This window comes from Mesorhizobium sp. WSM1386 (assembly GCF_055901595.1).
In genome coordinates, this window is sequence record NZ_CM148373.1 from 115966 (window position 1) to 134270 (window position 18305).

An 18305-nucleotide genomic window follows, 5' to 3' on the forward strand; every position below is an offset into this window, starting at 1 on the left:
GCTTTCGATGGCGTGCGCGCCCGTGCTCCGCATGCAAAGAATCTCACCAATCGCGCGCGCAGGCTCGCCGCCATGAATTGACGCCCCGCTGGGAGGTGGGACGGCAAGAAACCGTGCGGGAAATCCCGCCCGATCAACAACCAGAGGGAACACCCCAGAGGGAACACCAAATGAAACTCACCCGTCGCAATCTCATGCTTCTCGCGGCCACCATCGGTATTGCCGCCGGCCCAGCCGCCGCCTATGCCGCCGATGTGCTCAATGTCGGCGCCTACCCGACCAATCCGCCCTTCGAGTACAAGAACGAGAGCGGCACCTTCGAGGGTTTCGAAGTCGACATCGTCAACGAGGCGGCCAAGCGCGTCGGCATGACCACCGACATCGCCGATCTCGGCTTCCAGGCCTTGTTCGCCGCCACCACCTCGAAACGCATCGATGTCGCGATCTCGTCGATCACCATCACGCCGGAGCGGCTGAAGTCGCAGTCGTTCACGCAGCCCTACTATGATTCCGACATGGGCATCGCGACGAAGACCGACAGCGCTGTCAGCACCGAGGCCGACCTCAAGGGCAAGATCCTCGGCGTGTTGTCAGGCTCGACCGGCGAGACCTGGGTCAAGGGGCACCAGGAAGCCGACGGCTTCAGCGACGTGAAGGGCTACGACACGCAGCAGAACCTGCTGCTCGACCTCAGCGCCGGCCGCGTCGATGCCGCTGTCAGCGACATTCCAGGCATGGAATACTCCTTCACCAAGATGAAGGATTTGAAGGTCAAGCAGCGCATCAAGACCGGCGAACAGTACGGCCTGATGATGACCAAGGACCATCCGCTGCTCGGCAAGCTGAACGACGCGCTGACCGCGATGAAGAAGGACGGCACGCTGGCCGCGATCCATAAGAAGTGGTTCGGCAGCGACGCGCCGGCCGACTCGTCGACCGTCAAGGAAATGCCGCTGCCGAAGGCCTGAGCGGCAATGCATTGACATCGTGCCGGCCTTCCACGCCGGCACGATTCATTTCATGCTCCGGCACCGGCTGCCGCAGGCCATCCCGCTGCAGGCGCGGGTCAACTGGTTTCAACCTGAGCATCCGTTGCTCTCGGGAACGCTCCCATGTCGCTGATCGACACTTTCTTCAACGCCGATGTCATCGCGTCGAGCCTGCCGGCGCTGTTGCGTGGTTTCCTGAACACACTGCTGCTCGGAATCCTGAGCATCGGCATCGGCATCCCCATCGGCCTGGTGATCAGCCTGCTGCGGCTCTATGCGCCGAAGCCGCTCCGCTGGCTGGCGGTCGGCTACACCGACATTTTCCGGGCCCTGCCGGTGCTGGTGGTGCTGATCCTGATCTACTACGCGCTGCCCTTCCTCGGCATTCGCTTGTCATCCTGGGCGTCCGCCGTGACAGCGTTCGCGATCATCATGTCGGCCTATTCCGCCGAAGTGTTCCGCTCCGGCATAGAGAGCATTCCGCGCGGCCAGTTCGAGGCCTCGCAGGCGCTTGGTCTGCCGTTCCTTTTGACCCTGCGCAAGGTGGTGCTGCCGCAAGCGGTCCGCGTGGTGATCCCGCCGATGACCAGCAATTGCGTCTCGATGTTCAAGGACACCTCGCTCGCCTCGACGGTGGCGCTGCCGGAACTGCTCAAGGAAGCAACCAATGCGCAATCGCTCTACGCCAATCCCTCGCCGCTGATCGGCGCGGCATTGGTCTATCTCATCTTCCTCTGGCCGATGGTCCGCCTCGTCAGCCTGCTTGAAGACCGCTTCAAGACCGAAAAGACGCGCTGACCTCGCCAACCGATTCCGTCCCGCTCAAGTCCTTCGCAGGAGCCTGCCCGTGAACAAGCATCAAACCGACAATGCGAGCGCCGCCGCGTTCCCCGTCGACGCCATCCGCGCCATGTTTCCCGCTCTGCAACGGGCCGGCGATTTCATCTTCCTGGACAACGCCGCCGGCGCGCAGATCCCGCAGAGCGTGCTCGATGCGGTGACCAACCATCTGGTTTCGCACAATGTGCAGCGCGGCGGCCGCTATGGCCGCAGCGTCACCGTCGATCAATCGGTTGCCGACGCGCGCGAGAGCGTGGCGCTGCTGATCAACGCCTACAGCCCGGCGGAAATCTGCTTCGGCATGAACGCCACCTCGTTCATCCGACTGGTCAGCCTCGGCATCGGCCAAATGCTTGCCAAGGACACGGAAGGGGAGCGAGACGAGATCGTCATCACCGACATGGACCACGATGCCAACATCGCGACGTGGCTGGCGCTGGAATCCGCCGGCGCCAAATTCAAGTGGTGGCGGATGCGCGAGGACGGCAATCTGCATGTCGACGATCTGCGCCCGCTGGTCTCCGAGCGCACCCGCCTCGTCGCCTGCACGGTGACGGCGCATTCGATCGGCTCGATCGTCGATGTCGCTTCCGTGGCTGAAATCGCGCATGCGGTCGGCGCCGAAGTGTTCCTCGATTGCGTGCATTACGGACCGCACGGGCTGATCGACGTGCAGGCCTGGGACTGCGACTACCTCGTCTGCTCCGGCTACAAGAACTTCTCGCCGCATATGGGCTTCCTGTGGGGCCGCTTCGAAACGCTGAAGCGGCTGCCGACCTTCCGCGAGGATTTCATCCCCGACGAACCGCCCTACAAGGTCGAGGCCGGCACTTTCATCTACGAGAACGTGTCGGGCATGGATGCCGCCGTGCAGTATCTGGAGCTGATCGGCCGCAATCTCGCGCCCTCCAACAATCGCTCGCGGCGCGACAACATCGTCGCCGGCATGGGCGCCATCCGTGATTACGAGCTTGTGCTGGCGCGCGAGATGCTAGCTGTGCTGAAAGGGTGCGGGGCGACCATCTACGGTGTCGCCGACGAGGCACGCATCCATGAGCGCGTGCCGACCTTCTGCTTCAACATCGGCAAGTTGTCGCCGCAGCGGATCGTCGAGGAGATGGCCGACATGCAGATCGGCATCCGCGACGGCCACATGTACGCGCCGCGCCTGATGAAGCGGCTCAACCTGTCGATGGACAGCGGCGCCATCCGCGCCTCGCTGGTCCATTACAACACCATTGATGAGGTGCATCGGTTCGGCAAAGCGCTGCGCGCCATCATCGCCAAGCTGTCGTGACTAGCTGATATGGCGAGTGGCTAAGGCGTGTCGAGATTCAGGTCAGGCCGAGTCGAGAGTGGCGGTTTCCGAGAACCGGAGCGGAGCGTACTTAAGTACGTGAGCACCGGAAGCGCAGGAAGCTGCCATTCGCAGACCGGCCTCACCTGAATATCGACACGCCGACTCAGGCCGCCTTCTTCTTGGCCAACCTCGCCTTGATCGAGGCGACGTCGGCGCGTGGCGTCGCGGCGAAGAGTGTCTTGGTGTAGCTGTGCTTGGGGTCTGAAAAGACCTCGTCGCGCGAGCCGTATTCGACGGCTTCGCCGAAATACATCACCATCACGTCGTCGGCGATGTAGCGCACGACGGACAAATCGTGGCTGATGAAGACATAGGTCAGCTGGAACTCGTCCTGCAGGTCGGCGAGCAGGTTGAGCACCTGCGCCTGCACCGAAAGATCGAGCGCCGAGACCGGCTCGTCGAGCACCAGCAGGCTCGGGTTGAGCATCAGCGCACGCGCAATGGCGATGCGCTGGCGCTGGCCGCCCGAGAACATGTGCGGGTAGCGGTTGTAGTGCTCGTGGCCGAGTCCGACCTTCTTCAGCATCTTCATCGCCAGGTCGCGCCGCTCGGCGGCTGGCTTGTCGGTGTTGATCAGCAGCGGTTCGCCCAGCACGTCGCCGATCTTCTGGCGTGGATTGAGCGAGCCGTAGGGGTTCTGGAAAACGATCTGCACCTTGCGGCGCATCTCCCTGGTCAATCCGCCCCTGGCGATGTCGACCTTGTTGCCGTCGATGAACAGTTCGCCTGACGTCGCGGGATCGATCAGCGTGATGATGCGGGCAAGCGTGGACTTGCCGCAGCCGCTTTCACCGACGATCGCGAGCGTCTTGCCCTTGTCGACCGTGAAGGAGACGCCCTTGACCGCATGCACAGTGCGCGGTCCGGTGAACAGGCCGCCGCCGATATGGTAGTCGCGAACGATGTTCTTGCCTTCGAGGACCGTGGTGCTCATGCCGAGGCTCCCGCGGCAGAGGGTGCCGGCTCGAACAGCATGTCGGAAACGGTCGGCAGCCGGTCGCCGACGGCGTTCTCGGGCAAGGCCGAGAGCAGCGCGCGCGTGTAATTGCTTTTCGGCGATTCGAACAATGACAGCACGTCGGCCTCTTCCATCTTGCGGCCCTTGTGCTGGACGATGACGCGATCGGCGGTCTCGGCCACCACGCCCATATTGTGGGTGATCATGATCAGGCCCATGCCGTATTTGGCCTGCAGCGAGACCAGCAGGTCGAGGATCTGCTTCTGGATGGTGACGTCGAGCGCCGTCGTCGGCTCGTCGGCGATCAGAAGCTTCGGATTGCAGGCGATGGCGATGGCGATCATGACGCGCTGGCACTGGCCGCCGGACATCTGGTGCGGGAATGAACTCAGCCGCTCTTCCGGATCGGCGATGCCGACCAGCTTCATCAGTTCGATGGCGCGCGCGCGCCTCTGGGCGCGGTCCATGCCCATGTGGAAGCGCAGCACCTCCTCGATCTGGAAGCCGACCGTGAAGCACGGATTGAGGCTGGCGATCGGTTCCTGGAAGATCATCGAGATGTCCTTGCCGACGATCTTGCGGCGCTCGGACGGGCTGAGCGTCAGGAGGTCGACGCCGTCGAATGCCATGCGGTCGGCCTTGACCGTCGCGGTGTTGGGCAACAGCCCCATCACCGCCAGCATCGACACCGACTTGCCGGAGCCGGACTCGCCGACGATCGCCAGCACCTCGCGCGGCTCGATCGACAGGTCGATGCCTTGCACGGCCATGAACGGCCCGGCCGCGGTGTCGAAGGAAACGGTAAGATTCTTGATCTCGAGCAGGGACATGCTCACGACCTCTTCAGCTTGGGGTCGAGCGCATCGCGCAGGCCGTCGCCGATCAGGTTTATGGCAAAGACGGTGATCAGGATGGCGAGGCCCGGGAAGGTCACCACCCACCAGGCGCGCAGGATGAACTCTCGCGCTTCGGCCAGCATCGTGCCCCATTCCGGCGTCGGCGGCTGCGCGCCCATGCCGAGGAAGCCGAGTGCGGCCGCCTCGAGGATGGCGTTGGAGAAGGACAGCGTCGCCTGCACGATCAAGGGCGCAATGCAGTTGGGCAGGATGGTGACCAGCATCAGCCTGAGATGGCTGGCGCCGGCGACCTTGGCGGAGATGACATATTCGCGGTTCTTTTCCGCCATCACGGCGGCGCGGGTGAGCCGGGCGAAGTGCGGCTGCAGCACGAAAGCGATGGCGATCATGGCGTTGACGAGACCAGGACCAAGCACCGCGACCAGCACCAGCGCCAGGAGCAGCGACGGGAAGGCCAGGATGATGTCCATGATGCGCATGATCAGCGTGTCGACCCAGCCACGGCAGTAGCCGGCGAGCAGGCCGAGGATGACGCCGGAGATCAGCGCCGTGGTGACGACGACGAAGCCGATGGCGAGCGAGAAGCGCGAGCCATAGATCAGGCGCGACAGCATATCGCGGCCGACAGCGTCGGTGCCGAGCAGGAACTGCGCGTTGCCGCCCGCCTGCCAGGCCGGCGGCGTCAGGAAGAAGTCGCGGAACTGGTCATCAGGCGAATGCGGGGCAAGCAGCGGCGCGAAGATGGCGATCAGGATCAGCAGCGCGAAGACGAACAGGCCGATCACCGCGCCCTTGTTGACGGAGAAGTAGTGCCAGAACTCGGCGAACATCTGCAGCCGCGCGTCCTGCGGCTTGACGACGGTCGCGGCTTCGATTGTGGCTGGGCCTTCGTTGGTCATGTCAATTCGCCCGTATACGCGGGTTGATGACGGCGTAGAGCACGTCGACGATAAGGTTCACCGACATGACGATGAGGGCGATCAAAAGCAACCCGCCCTGCACGGTGAAATAGTCGCGCTTGGAAATGGCGTCGATCATCCATTTGCCGATGCCTGGCCAGGAGAAGATGCTCTCGGTCAGGATGGCGCCGGTCAGGAGCGTGCCGACCTGTAGGCCTATGGTGGTGACGACCGGGATCAGCGCATTGCGGAAGGCATGCAGGCCGATGACGCGGCGCGGCGCCAGGCCCTTGGCGCGCGCGGTGCGCACATAGTCCTCGCCCAGCACCTCGAGCATGGCCGACCGCGTCTGCCTGGCGATGACGGCCAGCGGTATGGTGCCGAGCACGATGGTGGGCAGGACGAGGTGCGACAGGGCCGAGCGGAATGCGCCCTTCTGCCCCGAGATCAGGGAATCGATGGTCATGAAGCCGGTGACCGGCTTGAAGAAGTAGAGAAGGTCGATGCGGCCGGAAACCGGGGTCCAGTGCAGCGTGCCGGAGAACACGATGATCAGCAGCAGGCCCCACCAGAAGATCGGCATGGAATAGCCGGCAAGCGCGGTGCCCATGGTGAGCTGGTCGAACCAGGAGCCACGGCGGATCGCGGCGAAGATGCCGGCGGCGACGCCGAGGACGACGGCAAAGATCATGGCGAAGATAGCGAGTTCGACCGTTGCCGGGAACCGCACCAGGAAGTCCTTGAGCACCGGCGTCTTGGTGGAAAACGAGGTGCCGAAATCACCGCTGAGGATGTTGGTCAGATAGGTCAGGTATTGTTGCCATATCGGCAGGTCGAAACCGAACTGATGCATCAGCGCCGTGTGGCGTTCGGGCGACAGGCCGCGTTCGCCCGCGAGCACCAGTACCGGATCACCGGGCAGGATGCGCACGAAGCCGAAGGCGAGGATGGTTATCCCGATGAAGGTCGGGATGATGAGGGCGAGCTTACCGAGGATATAACGCAGCATGGCGGGCGAGTGGGGACGGCACCGTGTGGCGCCGCCCCCGTTTCGCGAACCTTATTCGGCGATATCGACGCCGTCGAAGCGGTGGATGCCGAGCGGATCCATCGCAAAGCCGGAGACGGTCTTCTGCATCGGCATGAACACCTTGGAGTGGGCGAGCGTCGCCCACGGTGCCTGCTCCTTGAAGATGACCTGTGCCTGTTCATAGAGCTTGGTGCGCTCGGCCTGGTCGGAAACCGTCTTGGCCTTGTTGATGAGCGCATCGAAGTCCTTGTTGCACCATTCCGCGCGGTTGTTCGAACCGACGGAAGCGCAGCTCAGGAGCACGCCGAGGAAGTTGTCCGGATCGCCATTGTCGCCGGTCCAGCCGACGATGACCGCGCCATCGTGATCGACCGCCGAAGCGCGCTTGAGGTATTCACCCCAATCGTAGCTAACGATGTTGACGGTGACGCCGACCTTGGCGAAATCGGCCTGGATCAGCTCGGCGGTGCGGCGCGCGTTCGGCATGTAGGGACGCGACACCGGCATGGCCCAGACGTTCATCTTGAGGTCCTTGACGCCGGCTTCCTCAAGCAGCTTCTTGGCCGCATCCGGATCGTACGGATCGTCCTTCACATCCTTGTTGTAGGACCACATGGTCGGCGGGATCGGGTTGACCGCCACCTGGCCAGCACCCTGGAAGACCGCGTCGATGATGGCCTTCTTGTTGATGGCCATGTTGAGCGCCTTGCGGACGCGGACGTCGTCGAACGGCTTCTGCTGGGTGTTGTACATCAGCGCGCCGACATTGAGGCCTTCCTGCTCGTCGACCTTCAGGTTCGCATCGGCCTGGAGGCCGGCGATGTCGGCCGGTGCCGGATACGACATGATGTTGCACTCGCCGGCCTTGAGCTTCTGCGCGCGCACCGCCGGATCGGTGGTGATGGCGAAAACAAGGTCGTCGATCTTCTGCTTGCCGCCCCAATAGTCCGGGTTGGCCTTGTAGCGGATGGCGGCGTCGGTCTGATAGTCGACGAAGATGAACGGGCCGGTGCCGATCGGCTTCTGGTTGAACAGTTCAGGCGTCTTGTCGGCCTGCAGCTTGTCGGCATATTCCTTGGAGACGATCGAGGCGAAGTCCATGCCCAGCGTCGGAATGAAGGTGATCGCCGGTTCCTTGAGGGTGAACTTCACGGTCAGGTCGTCGACCTTCTCGACCTTGGTGATGTTGTCGCCGAACTGGTCATTGTAATACTGGTAGGCGATGCCCGGGATATACTGGAACCAGGGGCCGGTCTTGTCGACCTGGCGCTGGAACGAGAACACCACGTCGTCGGCGTTGAAGTCGCGCGTCGGGGTGAAATAGTCGGTGGCGGCGAACTTGACCCCCTTGCGCAGCTTGAACGTATATTCCTTGCCGTCGTCGGAGATCGTCCAGCTTTCAGCCAGCCCCGGCGAGGTCGTGGTCTTGCCGTGGTCGAATTCGACGAGGCGGTTGAAGACGGTGCGCGAGGACGCGTCGAACGTCTGGCCCGCGGTGTACGGCGCCGGGTCGAAACCCTCTGGCGATGCTTCCGCGCAATAAACCAGAGTTTTCGCGTTGGCCACGCCTCCCAGGACGCTTGCAGCCAGCAACGCGGCTGCAAAAGTCAGTTTCTTCTTCATTGAGCACTCCCTGATGTTCTTCCAAGCCCCTCTATCAGGCTCGCGAAGCGCGCATATAAGCACCGTTTTTCCGGCTTTGGAACACCCCGTTTGCTTACCCCGCGGGAAGCAGGAAAAAAATCCGCGATTTTGCTAAATGGCAGAAAAAATTAGCAGTTCTTTCCATTCACGCTATTATTAACCACCGCATTTTTTTATTGATCTGCCGTTTGGCGGTATCGATGCCGCGGCCGCTTCCAGCCAATCCACGGCTTCAAAAGATGCCCGTTCCGGAGGTTACCGTGAGGAAAGATTTTCGACGGCAAATCTTTCGGCGCCTTGCCGCTGGGGCAAGACTTGCACCGCCGCCGATAGAGGCAATACATAGATAGACAGGCTGGGATGGACAGGCTGGCGGCAGCGGAGGACGTCTCCATCAATTTGGAGGCGGCGCGGCACGGGCGACCAAGAAACAGTCGAACAGGAATTCCTAGGGAGGAACGGGTGGCAAAAGCATCGAAGACGCCGGTGAAGGCGTCGGCCAAGGCAGTCTCGAAACCAGCCGCCGGCACCGACGGGCAAGGAAAGGCCACGGCCAAAACCGCGGCCGCGAAGACTGCAGCCAAGCCCGCCGTGAAGGCACCCGCGGCAAAAGCGGCCGCTGCCACCAAGAGCGTCACCAAGCCGGCGGCGAAAGCCGCCCCGGCAAAGACTTCTCCGACAAAGGCCTCCGCCGCAAAGACTTCTCCAGCAAAGGCTACTCCAGCAAAGGCTTCCTCGGCAAAAACTGGGGCGAACAAGACCGGGACGGCGAAGGCCGCATCGCCGGCCAAGGCAGTCCCGACATCGAAGCCGGCGCCGGCCAAGCGGCTGCCGAAAGCGCTCACCGAACTTACCGCCGGCCTGCCGGAAAAAATGTGGCTGAAGAGCTATCCGAAGAACATGCCGGCCGAAATCGGTGCCCTTCCCTACAACTCCATCGGCGACTTTCTCGTTGGCGCCTGCAAGCAGTTTGCCGGCCAGCCGGCCTTCACCTGCATGGGAAAATCCATCACCTATGCGGAGCTCGAGCAGCTTTCGGCGGCTTTCGGCGCCTATCTGCAGTCGACGGGTTTGCAGAAGGGGGCACGCGTCGCGCTGATGATGCCGAATGTGCTGCAGTATCCCGTGGCGATGATGGCGGTGGTCCGCGCCGGCTACACGGTGGTGAACATCAATCCCCTCTACACGCCACGCGAACTGGAACATCAGCTCAAGGATTCCGGCGCGCAGGCCATCGTCATCCTGGAAAACTTCGCCAACACCTTGCAGGCGGTCGTCGCCAGGACCTCGGTCAAGCATGTCGTCGTCGCGGCCATGGGCGACATGCTCGGCGGCCTGAAGGGCACGATCGTCAATCTGGTCGTGCGCCGCGTCAAGAAAATGGTACCGGCCTGGTCGTTGCCCGGCCATGTCAAGTTCAACGCCGCCCTGAAGGCTGGCGGCGGGATGAATTTCAAGCCGGCCACGGTGGCCGCCAATGACGTCGCCTTCCTGCAATATACCGGCGGCACCACGGGAATCTCGAAGGGCGCCACCCTGCTGCACAGCAACGTGCTGGCCAATGTCGCGCAGAATTCGCTCTGGGTCGAGGACGCCTATACGATCAAGCCCAAACCCGCGCATCTCAACCTCATCTGCGCACTGCCGCTCTACCATATCTTCGCGCTGACCGTGAATGCGCTGATGGGCATGCAAATGGGCGGCCAGAACATACTGATCCCCAATCCGCGCGACATTCCGGGTTTCGTCAAGGAACTGGGAAAGTATCCGATCCATATATTCCCCGGTCTCAACACGCTGTTCAACGCGCTGCTCAACAACGAGGATTTTCGCAAGCTCGACTTCAAGCCGCTGGTCCTGACGCTGGGCGGCGGCATGGCGGTGCAGAAGGGCGTCGCCGAGCGCTGGAAGGCGCTGACCGGCTGCCCGGTCTCGGAAGGCTATGGCCTGTCGGAGACCTCGCCTGTCGCGACGGCCAACAAATTCAGTTCCGGCGACTTCACCGGCACCATCGGCCTGCCGCTGCCCTCGACCGAAATCGCCATCCGCGACGATGACGGCAACAACGTTCCGCTGGGAGAAGTCGGCGAAATCTGCATCAGGGGACCGCAGGTGATGGCCGGCTACTGGAACCGGCCGGACGAGACCGCCAAGGTGATGACCAAGGACGGCTTCTTCAAGTCGGGCGACATGGGCTTCATGGACGAGCGCGGCTACACCAAGATCGTCGACCGCAAGAAGGACATGATCCTCGTCTCGGGTTTCAACGTCTATCCGACGGAACTCGAGGAGGTGGTGGCGATGCATCCGGGCGTGCTCGAGGTGGCCGCCATCGGCGTGCCGGACGAGCACTCGGGCGAAGTGCCGAAGCTGTTCATCGTCAAGAAGGATCCCGCCCTGACCGTGGAGACGATCACCACCTTTTGCCGCGAGAACCTGACCGGCTACAAGCGGCCCAGATACATCGAGTTCAGGACCGAATTGCCGAAGACGCCGGTCGGCAAGATCCTTCGGCGGGCATTGCGCGAATAGGAACGATCTTGGATAACGATCGTCCCGGCGATAGTGGGCCGGATCTTGGATTGCGCCTCGACCCGGCTGAATTCATCAAAGCGAACATGCGCCTCGTCCCGGTGCCCGCGCTTCCCGAAATCCGGTTTTACACGGCCCATTCGGGCAGCGGCTTGAGACGGCTCGTCGACCCTGAAGGTGATACGGACGACGGCAGGCCGGAACCGCAACCGCCCTACTGGGCTTATGCGTGGGCCGGCGGCGCCGTGCTGGCGCGCTACATCCTGGACAATCCGTCGACCGTGACGGGCCGTCGCGTGCTCGACCTCGGGGCGGGATCGGGCATCGTCGGCATCGCCGCCGCGAAGGCTGGGGCGCGCACGGTGATTGCCGCCGAGATCGACCGCAACGGCATCGCCGCAATCGGGCTCAATGCGGCGGCGAACGGCGTCGCGATCATCGCGGTCGGAGATGATGTCACCAAGGGTGCGCCACCGGCGGTCGACATGGTGCTCGCCGGCGATGTGTTCTACGGGCAGGACGTCGCCCGCCGCGTCATGCCTTTCCTCGACCGCTGCCGCGCCGCCGGCATCGAGGTGCTGGTCGGCGATCCGGGCCGGGCCTATCTGCCCCGCTCGCGGCTGCGCCTGGTCGCCGAATACCAGGTGCCGGATTTTGGCGACGCGAAGGGTGCGGCGACCAAACCGAGCAGCGTCTTTCGTTTCGATGCCGGATCGGGCGGTTAGACGGTCTCCTTGACCCGCGCCGACAGGAAATCCGGCAGGTCGGCAACCGAATCCAGGATGACGTCGGCGATCTCGGCCAGCGATTCACGCGTGCCGGTGCCGGAGAGCACGCCCACCGCGAGACCGCAGCCACCGGCCCGCGCCATTTCGAGATCGTGGCGGTTGTCGCCGACCATGGCGATCGCCGCCGGTTTCAGGCCGGTGAGATCGCAAAAGGCCTGGATCGTGTCGGGCGCAGGCTTGGGATTGGCCACCGCGTCGTAGCCATAGGCGGCATCGAAGAGTTGGGCGACGCCCAGCGTGACCAGCGTCTTTTCAGCACCGCTGGTCGAATCGTTGGTGGCGACACCGAGCCGGTAGGCTCTTTTGTGCAGTGCCGCCAGCGTGTCGACGATACCAGGCAGCGCCACCGCCATCGCCGAGCCCTGCATCGAGGTGATCTCGTTGAAGCGGGCGACGGCCAGCATCTGGTCCTCGTCGGACAGCCGCGGGAACCACAATTCGACGACGTCCATGTTGGTACCCGAGGCAAAGATTGAATCAGGCTTGAAGCGGCGGTTGGCGAAATCGAAGCCGGCCGCGGCAAGCAGCCTGTCGGCCTTCCAGCGATCGCCTTCGGCCGCGTCCATGGCCATGAAGTCGGCGACGCCAAGCCAGGTCGCGTTGAAGTCGACAAGCGTTCCGTCCTTGTCGAACAATATTCCCTTGATGTCGGCCAAACGCTTCACTCCGAACCACGCAATTGGTGGATATGTCCGACAAGGCCGGCGGTCGAGGCATCCCGCTTTGCGGCACTTTCCTTGCCTTCCACGACAGGCAGCAGGCCGGTGGCCAGTTCCTTGCCGAGCTCGACGCCCCATTGATCGAAGGAGTTGATGTTGAAGAGCGTTCCCTCGACGAAGACGCGGTGCTCGTAAAGCGCGATCAGCCGGCCCAAGGTGCGCGGATCGAGCTTGCGGTAGAGGATGGTCAGCGAGGGGCGGTTGCCCGAGAAGACGCGGTGCGGCGCGATGCGGTCGACGTCGGCGGGCTTCATGCCCTTGGCCAGCATCTGCGCGCGCGCCTCCTCCAGCGTGCGGCCCTTCATGAAGGCTTCAGACTGTGCCAGGCAATTGGCGAGCAGCAGGTCATGCTGATGCTTGAGATCGGGCTCGTGGCCGACGGCGGCGGCGAGGAATTCGACCGGGATGAAATCGGTGCCCTGGTGCAGCAGTTGGAAGAACGCGTGCTGGCCGTTGGTGCCGGGCTCGCCCCAGACCAACGGTCCGGTCGGCGTGGTCACCGCGGTGCCTTCGAGGGTGACGCTCTTGCCGTTCGATTCCATGTCGAGCTGCTGCAGATAGGCCGGCAGCCTGGACAGGCGCTGGTCGTAGGGGATGACGGCGCGGGCCGGGTATTTGCAGATCACCCGGTGCCACCAGCCCACCAACCCCAGCAGCGCCGGCAGGTTCTCGCGCAACGGCGCGGTGCGGAAGTGCTCGTCCATCTCGTGCGCGCCATCGAGGAAAGCGCGGAAATTCCGCGGACCGACCGCGATCATGACAGGCAGGCCGATCGCGCCCCAGACCGAATAGCGGCCGCCGACCCAGTCCCAGAAACCGAAGACGCGATCGGGCGCGATGCCGAACTTGGCGACCAGATCGAGCGCGGTCGAGACGGCGGCGAAATGCTTGCCGACCGCCTCCTTGCCGAGCGCTTTCTGCACCCAGTCGCGCGCCGTCTGCGCATTGGTCATCGTCTCGACGGTGGTGAAGGTCTTGGAGGCGACGATGAACAGCGTGGTTTCGGCGGACAGGCCCTTCAGCGTGTCATGGATATGGGCACCGTCGATGTTGGAAACATAGTGCGCGCGCGGGCCGTCATGATAGGGGGCGAGCGCCAGGGTCACCATGGCCGGACCGAGATCCGAACCGCCGATGCCAATGTTGACGATGTCGGTGATCTTCTTGCCGGTGGCGCCGGCCGCCTTGCCGGAGCGGATCGCGTCGGCGAAGACGCCCATCGCGTCGAGCACGGCGATAACGTCCGCCTTGACGTCCTGGCCGTCGACCGTGACGCCCTTGCCGCTCAGGTTGCGCAGCGCCGTGTGCAGCACGGCGCGGTCCTCGGTGATGTTGATCTTCTTGCCGGCGAACATCGCTGCACGGCGACCTTCGAGATCGGCAGCTTTGGCGGCCTCTTCCAGCAAATCCATGGTGGTCGCGTCGACGGCGCATTTCGACCAGTCCAGCAACATATCATCGTCGGTGGCGGAGAACGTCGCAAATCGCTGCGGATCGGCGGCGAAGGCCTGGCGCATGTCGCCCGGCGCGCTTGCGCGATGGTCGCGCAAGGCGGCGAGTTGTTTCTGGAAGGCTGTCTGATCCACTGGCGGGAAACTCCTGGCGTCTTCGACGCACAATATCAGACCGGATGTTTCCGGCGCGTGTCGTCGCGCCACAACTATTGAGCCGAATTCGGTCCGGTCAATACGCGCTTGTGCCGCATCGCATCACGATGCGATGACAGAATGTGACATCGGCGCAGTCTGCAGCCGCCGATCTCGGCGGAAGGATCACTGGCATAAATCCCAAAGATCAGAAAAATTGATTGGCGCAACCCCTTGTGCCACCGTTACATTCGACTGGTCCAGCCAAACGAAAAAAGCTGGCCATCGAGGAACATTTCCCATGCCACAGCGCAACGACACGGCCATATGGTCCGGCCTGTTCCGGATTTCGGCCGAATCCGGCCAAACCCTCCAGGCACAGATCCGCCAGGCGATCGTGGCCGCCATCCTAGACCGGCAGATCGCCGCTTCGATGCCGCTCCCCTCGTGCCGGATCCTGGCCGAGAAACTCGGCGTGGCGCGCGGAACCGTGGTTCTGGCCTTCCAGCAGCTCGTCGACCAGGGGTTCCTGGTGGCGCGCGAGCGTCGCGGCCATTTCGTCAATCCCGACGTGCTGGCGACACCCGCCAAGCCGCACCAGAAGGCGCCCGACCAGGCCAACGAGATCGACTGGAAGGCACGCCGGCAGATCGCGGCAAGCGACATGCCGCCGCCGGCCAAGCACGAGAACTGGATCAAGTCGTCCTACCCGTTCGTCTATGGCCAGTTCGACCCGGCGCTGTTCCCGACCGCCGAGTGGCGCGAGTGCAACCGCATGGCGCTGGCGGTGCTGGAAATCCGCAACTGGGCGTCCGACATGGTCGATCGCGACGATCCGCTGTTGATCGAGCAGATCCAGGCGCGGCTCCTGCCCCGGCGCGGAATCTTCGCCAATCCCGACGAGATCATCGTGACGCTGGGCGCCCAGAATGCGCTCTACATGCTGGCGACACTTTTGATGACCAAGGGCTCCAAGGTGGCGATGGAAGATCCCGGTTACCCCGACGCCCGCTCGATCTTCCGGCTTGCGGGCGCCGACATCCAGCCGGTGCCGGTCGACCAGTCCGGCATCGTAACCTCTTCTATCCCCAATGATTCCGGCTTCGTCTTCGTCACGCCCAGCCATCATTGCCCGACCATGGTGCCGTTGTCGGCCGAGCGGCGGCAGGATCTTTTGGCGCGTGCCAACCGGCACAACCAGATCATCATCGAGGACGGCTATGACAGCCAGCTTCTCGACGAGGCGCCGCAGCAGGCGCTGAAGAGCCTCGATCGCTCCGGCCGCGTCGTCTATGTCGGATCGATGTCGAAGACGCTGGCTCCGGGCTTGCGGCTTGGCTACATCGTGGCGTCGGCTGGACTAATCGCGGAGCTCAGGGCCCTGCGCCGCTTCATGCTGCGTCACCCGCCGGCAAACAACCAGCGCGCCGTGGCACTCTTCCTGTCGCTCGGGCATCACGAGGCACTGGTGCGGCGGCTGTCGAGCGCCTTCGACGAACGGCGCAAGCGCCTGGTCCATGCGATTTCCGCCTTCCTGCCGGAATGGCGTTCGACCGACTCGGCCGGCGGCACCTCGCTGTGGCTCGAAGGGCCACGCGGCACCGATTCGCGTGGACTGGCCGAGGCCGCCGCCTCGCGCAGTGTCATCATAGAGCCTGGCGACCGGTTCTTCGACCGCACGGAAAAGCCTTCGCGTTTCATGCGCTTGGGCATTTCCTCGATCGCGCTGCAGCACATCGAGCCCGGCATTCGCGAGCTCGCCACCGCGGCCGGACGCAGGCCGGCAGCGGCCTGATCCACTCTCCGATCCTCTTGACCGGAGCCGCATAACAGCGGCTCCGGCTCCTGTAGCTCTGGCACATGCAACCAGACCGGCTGGCTCATAGTCTGTGCCAATGCCGGCGGCATAGTCGTGGCACAAAGGGGAAGAAGCAGCCGATGGTGGACCAACCGCCGCCCTGTTTCCAAGAAAAGGTGGAGTGCCTCCATGTCAGTGGTTGTTGAAAAGCAGGAAGCGGCGGACCAGCGTTCGCGCCGCTCCGGCGGGCGCGAAGCGCGCCGCGCCATGCGGGCAGCGCCGTTGGCCGACGACATCAAGCCGGTGCGCGCCGGCCTCGAGGGCGGCAGCTACGGACCGCTGGCGGGCAATGACCAGGAGCGCATCCATGAGGCGGTGCTGACGCTGCTGGAAACGGTCGGCTTTGCCAATGCCATCCCTTCCTGCATCGAGGCTCTGACCAAGGTCGGCGCCACCTATGGCGACGATGGCCGCATTCGTTTTCCACGCGCGCTGGTGCTCGACACGATCAAGAAAGCTGCCCGGAATTTCACCTTGCACGGCCAAGACCCCAAACACGATATGGTGATCCAGGGCAAGCGCGTGCACTACGGCACGGCCGGAGCCGCGGTCCACCTGGTCGATGTCGAAAAGCGCGAATACCGCGAATCGCTGCTGCAGGACATCTATGACGCCGCCCGCATCGTCGAGGGGCTCGACAACATCCATTTCTTCCAGCGGCCGATGGTGCCGCGCGACATTCCCGATCCGCTCGAAATGGACTTCAACACGCTCTACGCGTGCGTGATGGGCACCTCCAAGCATGTCGGCACCTCGTTCACGGTGCGCGAGAACGTGCAGCCGGCGCTCGAAATGCTCTATGCCATCGCCGGCGGCGAGGAGAATTTCCGCGCCAGGCCGTTCGTGTCCAACTCGAACTGCTTCGTCGTGCCGCCGATGAAGTTCGCCGAGGACGCCTGTGGCGTGCTTGAAGCCTGCGTCGATGGCGGCATCCCGATCCTGTTGCTGTCGGCCGGACAGGCCGGCGCCACCGCGCCGGCGGCGATTGCCGGCGCCGTCGTGCAAGCCGTGGCCGAAGTGCTGGCCGGTCTGGTCTATGTCAACGCCCTGAAGCCGGGACATCCGGCGATCTTCGGCACCTGGCCGTTCGTGTCCGATCTGCGCACCGGCGCCATGTCCGGCGGCTCGGCCGAACAGGCGGTGCTGACGGCAGCCTGCGCGCAGATGGCACAGTTCTACGATCTGCCGGGCGGTTCGGCCGCCGGCATGACGGATTCGAAACTGCCCGACATCCAGTCCGGCTACGAGAAGGGCATCACCGATGTGATGGCCGGCCTTGCCGGCCTCAACCTGGTTTATGAATCGGCCGGCATGCATGCCTCGCTGCTCGGCTTCTGCCTGGAAAGCCTGATCATCGACAATGACATGCTCGGCCACTGCCTGCGCTGCGTGCGCGGCATCGAGGTGACGGACGAGGCGCTGTCGATCGACACCATCGCCGATGTCTGCCTGAGGGGGCCTGGCCACTATCTCGGCAACGAGCAGACGCTGCGGCTGATGCAGACGGAATATTTCTATCCCGCCGTCGGCGACCGGTTTTCGCCGAAGGAATGGAACGAGAAGGGCCGGCCCGACATCCTGCAGCGCGCGATCATCGAGAAGAAGCGCGTCCTTGCCGAACGCTTCCCGCGCCACGTGCCGAAGCTGCTCGACGACAAATTGCGCGCCCGTTTCGGCGAGATGATCAAGCTGCCGCGTGCCAATATGGGCGGGTAGCGCCGCTTCTCGTCAAGGCTTCAATCTGTGCCGAGCCCGTAGCGTTCTACGACCTCGGCATCGATCAGCTTGGCGTGCAGCGCCATCAGCACGATCTTCGCGTCGAAACTGTCGCCGGCCTCGACCGCGGCCTCGATCCGGTGCTCCGCTTCCTGGCGCTGCTGCAGGCCTTGGGACCGCTCGAACGTCTCCGGCCCGGCAATGCAATAGCTGAACAGGCGCGCGACTTGCGGATAGGCCTGCGGCGGCGGCTCGCCGGGCCAGTGGTCCTTCATCAGATTGACGATGGTGAGTTTTACGCCCTCGGGCACAAGGGCGGGATGCAGGTCGGCGCCGCGCAAGGCCGTGTCGAGCTGCCTCAGATCGCCCGAGCGGCCGAACATTCCGAGGAAGCCGAGGGAAGAGCGCCGTCCTGCCATGATGGTCCAATCCGTTTCCAACCAGTTAGGTGGTTCGCAAGCGGATTACAAAGGCAAAGGATCCTAAAGCGCCGCGCGCTTTAGGTCTTTGTTTTGATGCATGTCGTTCT

At 63.6% G+C, this 18305-nt stretch carries 16 protein-coding genes; 7 read left to right on the forward strand and 9 right to left on the reverse strand.

Annotated elements, in window-relative coordinates; genetic code table 11:
* Nucleotides 1-170 precede the first annotated feature (170 nt).
* The 3 genes from AC0NIH_RS00550 (at nt 171) to AC0NIH_RS00560 (ending at nt 3126) form a co-directional block, all read left to right on the forward strand.
* Entirely contained in the window at nt 171-968 is a 798-nt protein-coding gene (locus AC0NIH_RS00550; RefSeq protein ID WP_473463441.1) for an ABC transporter substrate-binding protein, read from the forward strand.
* 144 nt (nt 969-1112) lie between these two features.
* Nucleotides 1113-1787 carry an amino acid ABC transporter permease gene (locus tag AC0NIH_RS00555; RefSeq protein WP_023766380.1) on the forward strand — a complete coding sequence of 225 codons (675 nt, stop codon included), beginning with the start codon at nt 1113-1115 and terminating at the stop codon, nt 1785-1787.
* Nucleotides 1788-1836: 49 nt separating this feature from the next.
* Nucleotides 1837-3126 (forward strand): cysteine desulfurase-like protein, encoded by a 1290-nt coding sequence (locus AC0NIH_RS00560; RefSeq protein WP_473463444.1) that lies wholly within the window; start codon nt 1837-1839, stop codon nt 3124-3126.
* A gap of 166 nt (nt 3127-3292) precedes the next feature.
* On the opposite strand, the gene AC0NIH_RS00565 is transcribed toward AC0NIH_RS00560, so the two are convergent.
* The 6 genes from AC0NIH_RS00565 to AC0NIH_RS00590 form a co-directional block, all read right to left on the reverse strand.
* A complete protein-coding gene (locus AC0NIH_RS00565) occupies nt 3293-4123 on the reverse strand; it encodes a dipeptide ABC transporter ATP-binding protein (protein WP_224690050.1) in 831 nt (276 codons plus the stop codon).
* Nucleotides 4120-4977 carry an ABC transporter ATP-binding protein gene (locus AC0NIH_RS00570; RefSeq protein ID WP_473463446.1) on the reverse strand — a complete coding sequence of 286 codons (858 nt, stop codon included), beginning with the start codon at nt 4975-4977 and terminating at the stop codon, nt 4120-4122. The genes AC0NIH_RS00565 and AC0NIH_RS00570 overlap by 4 nt, the downstream gene beginning before the upstream one ends.
* A gap of 2 nt (nt 4978-4979) precedes the next feature.
* Nucleotides 4980-5834, reverse strand: a complete 855-nt coding sequence (locus AC0NIH_RS00575) for an ABC transporter permease subunit (protein WP_174324787.1) — start codon at nt 5832-5834, stop codon at nt 4980-4982.
* 70 nt (nt 5835-5904) lie between these two features.
* Nucleotides 5905-6912, reverse strand: coding sequence for an ABC transporter permease subunit (locus AC0NIH_RS00580; RefSeq protein WP_013891362.1), 1008 nt, complete (start codon nt 6910-6912; stop codon nt 5905-5907).
* A 51-nt stretch (nt 6913-6963) separates the two neighbouring features.
* The gene (locus AC0NIH_RS00585) at nt 6964-8556 is read right to left on the reverse strand and encodes an ABC transporter substrate-binding protein (RefSeq protein ID WP_023775744.1); all 1593 of its coding nucleotides are present in this window, start codon (nt 8554-8556) and stop codon (nt 6964-6966) included.
* A gap of 194 nt (nt 8557-8750) precedes the next feature.
* Nucleotides 8751-9422: a hypothetical protein gene (locus AC0NIH_RS00590; protein WP_473463449.1), complete on the reverse strand. Its 672-nt coding sequence runs from the start codon at nt 9420-9422 to the stop codon at nt 8751-8753.
* Nucleotides 9423-9450: 28 nt separating this feature from the next.
* On the opposite strand from AC0NIH_RS00590, the gene AC0NIH_RS00595 reads away from it, so the two are divergent.
* Both AC0NIH_RS00595 and AC0NIH_RS00600 read left to right on the forward strand, forming a co-directional pair.
* Nucleotides 9451-11109 carry a long-chain-fatty-acid--CoA ligase gene (locus AC0NIH_RS00595; RefSeq protein WP_473463451.1) on the forward strand — a complete coding sequence of 553 codons (1659 nt, stop codon included), beginning with the start codon at nt 9451-9453 and terminating at the stop codon, nt 11107-11109.
* A gap of 86 nt (nt 11110-11195) precedes the next feature.
* Entirely contained in the window at nt 11196-11834 is a 639-nt protein-coding gene (locus AC0NIH_RS00600; RefSeq protein ID WP_473463524.1) for a class I SAM-dependent methyltransferase, read from the forward strand.
* On the opposite strand, the gene AC0NIH_RS00605 is transcribed toward AC0NIH_RS00600, so the two are convergent.
* Both AC0NIH_RS00605 and pgi read right to left on the reverse strand, forming a co-directional pair.
* Complete coding sequence (locus tag AC0NIH_RS00605) at nt 11831-12553, reverse strand: HAD family hydrolase (protein ID WP_013891370.1); 723 nt, start codon at nt 12551-12553, stop codon at nt 11831-11833. The genes AC0NIH_RS00600 and AC0NIH_RS00605 overlap by 4 nt on opposite strands.
* Nucleotides 12554-12558: 5 nt before the next feature.
* Entirely contained in the window at nt 12559-14202 is a 1644-nt protein-coding gene (pgi, locus tag AC0NIH_RS00610; protein WP_473463454.1) for a glucose-6-phosphate isomerase, read from the reverse strand.
* Between the two features lie 301 nt (nt 14203-14503).
* On the opposite strand from pgi, the gene pdxR reads away from it, so the two are divergent.
* Nucleotides 14504-15997, forward strand: coding sequence for a MocR-like pyridoxine biosynthesis transcription factor PdxR (gene pdxR / locus AC0NIH_RS00615; RefSeq protein ID WP_013891372.1), 1494 nt, complete (start codon nt 14504-14506; stop codon nt 15995-15997).
* Nucleotides 15998-16189: 192 nt separating this feature from the next.
* The gene (locus AC0NIH_RS00620; protein ID WP_473463456.1) at nt 16190-17776 is read left to right on the forward strand and encodes a trimethylamine methyltransferase family protein; all 1587 of its coding nucleotides are present in this window, start codon (nt 16190-16192) and stop codon (nt 17774-17776) included.
* Nucleotides 17777-17796: 20 nt separating this feature from the next.
* On the opposite strand, the gene AC0NIH_RS00625 is transcribed toward AC0NIH_RS00620, so the two are convergent.
* On the reverse strand, nt 17797-18195 hold the full coding sequence (locus AC0NIH_RS00625) for a hypothetical protein (RefSeq protein ID WP_473463459.1): 399 nt from the start codon (nt 18193-18195) through the stop codon (nt 17797-17799).
* Nucleotides 18196-18305 lie beyond the last annotated feature (110 nt).

What these genes read in the sequence shown, in the direction of transcription:
- AC0NIH_RS00550 (WP_473463441.1), top strand. Translation starts at nt 171, where the DNA reads ATGAAACTCACCCGTCGCAATCTCATGCTTCTCGCGGCCACCATCGGT.
- AC0NIH_RS00555 (WP_023766380.1), top strand. Translation starts at nt 1,113, where the DNA reads ATGTCGCTGATCGACACTTTCTTCAACGCCGATGTCATCGCGTCGAGC.
- AC0NIH_RS00565 (WP_224690050.1), bottom strand. Translation starts at nt 4,123, where the DNA reads ATGAGCACCACGGTCCTCGAAGGCAAGAACATCGTTCGCGACTACCAT.
- AC0NIH_RS00570 (WP_473463446.1), bottom strand. Translation starts at nt 4,977, where the DNA reads ATGTCCCTGCTCGAGATCAAGAATCTTACCGTTTCCTTCGACACCGCG.
- AC0NIH_RS00575 (WP_174324787.1), bottom strand. Translation starts at nt 5,834, where the DNA reads ATGTTCGCCGAGTTCTGGCACTACTTCTCCGTCAACAAGGGCGCGGTG.
- AC0NIH_RS00580 (WP_013891362.1), bottom strand. Translation starts at nt 6,912, where the DNA reads ATGCTGCGTTATATCCTCGGTAAGCTCGCCCTCATCATCCCGACCTTC.
- AC0NIH_RS00585 (WP_023775744.1), bottom strand. Translation starts at nt 8,556, where the DNA reads ATGAAGAAGAAACTGACTTTTGCAGCCGCGTTGCTGGCTGCAAGCGTC.
- AC0NIH_RS00595 (WP_473463451.1), top strand. Translation starts at nt 9,451, where the DNA reads ATGTGGCTGAAGAGCTATCCGAAGAACATGCCGGCCGAAATCGGTGCC.
- AC0NIH_RS00600 (WP_473463524.1), top strand. Translation starts at nt 11,196, where the DNA reads ATGCGCCTCGTCCCGGTGCCCGCGCTTCCCGAAATCCGGTTTTACACG.
- pdxR (WP_013891372.1), top strand. Translation starts at nt 14,504, where the DNA reads ATGCCACAGCGCAACGACACGGCCATATGGTCCGGCCTGTTCCGGATT.
- AC0NIH_RS00620 (WP_473463456.1), top strand. Translation starts at nt 16,190, where the DNA reads ATGTCAGTGGTTGTTGAAAAGCAGGAAGCGGCGGACCAGCGTTCGCGC.
- AC0NIH_RS00625 (WP_473463459.1), bottom strand. Translation starts at nt 18,195, where the DNA reads ATGGCAGGACGGCGCTCTTCCCTCGGCTTCCTCGGAATGTTCGGCCGC.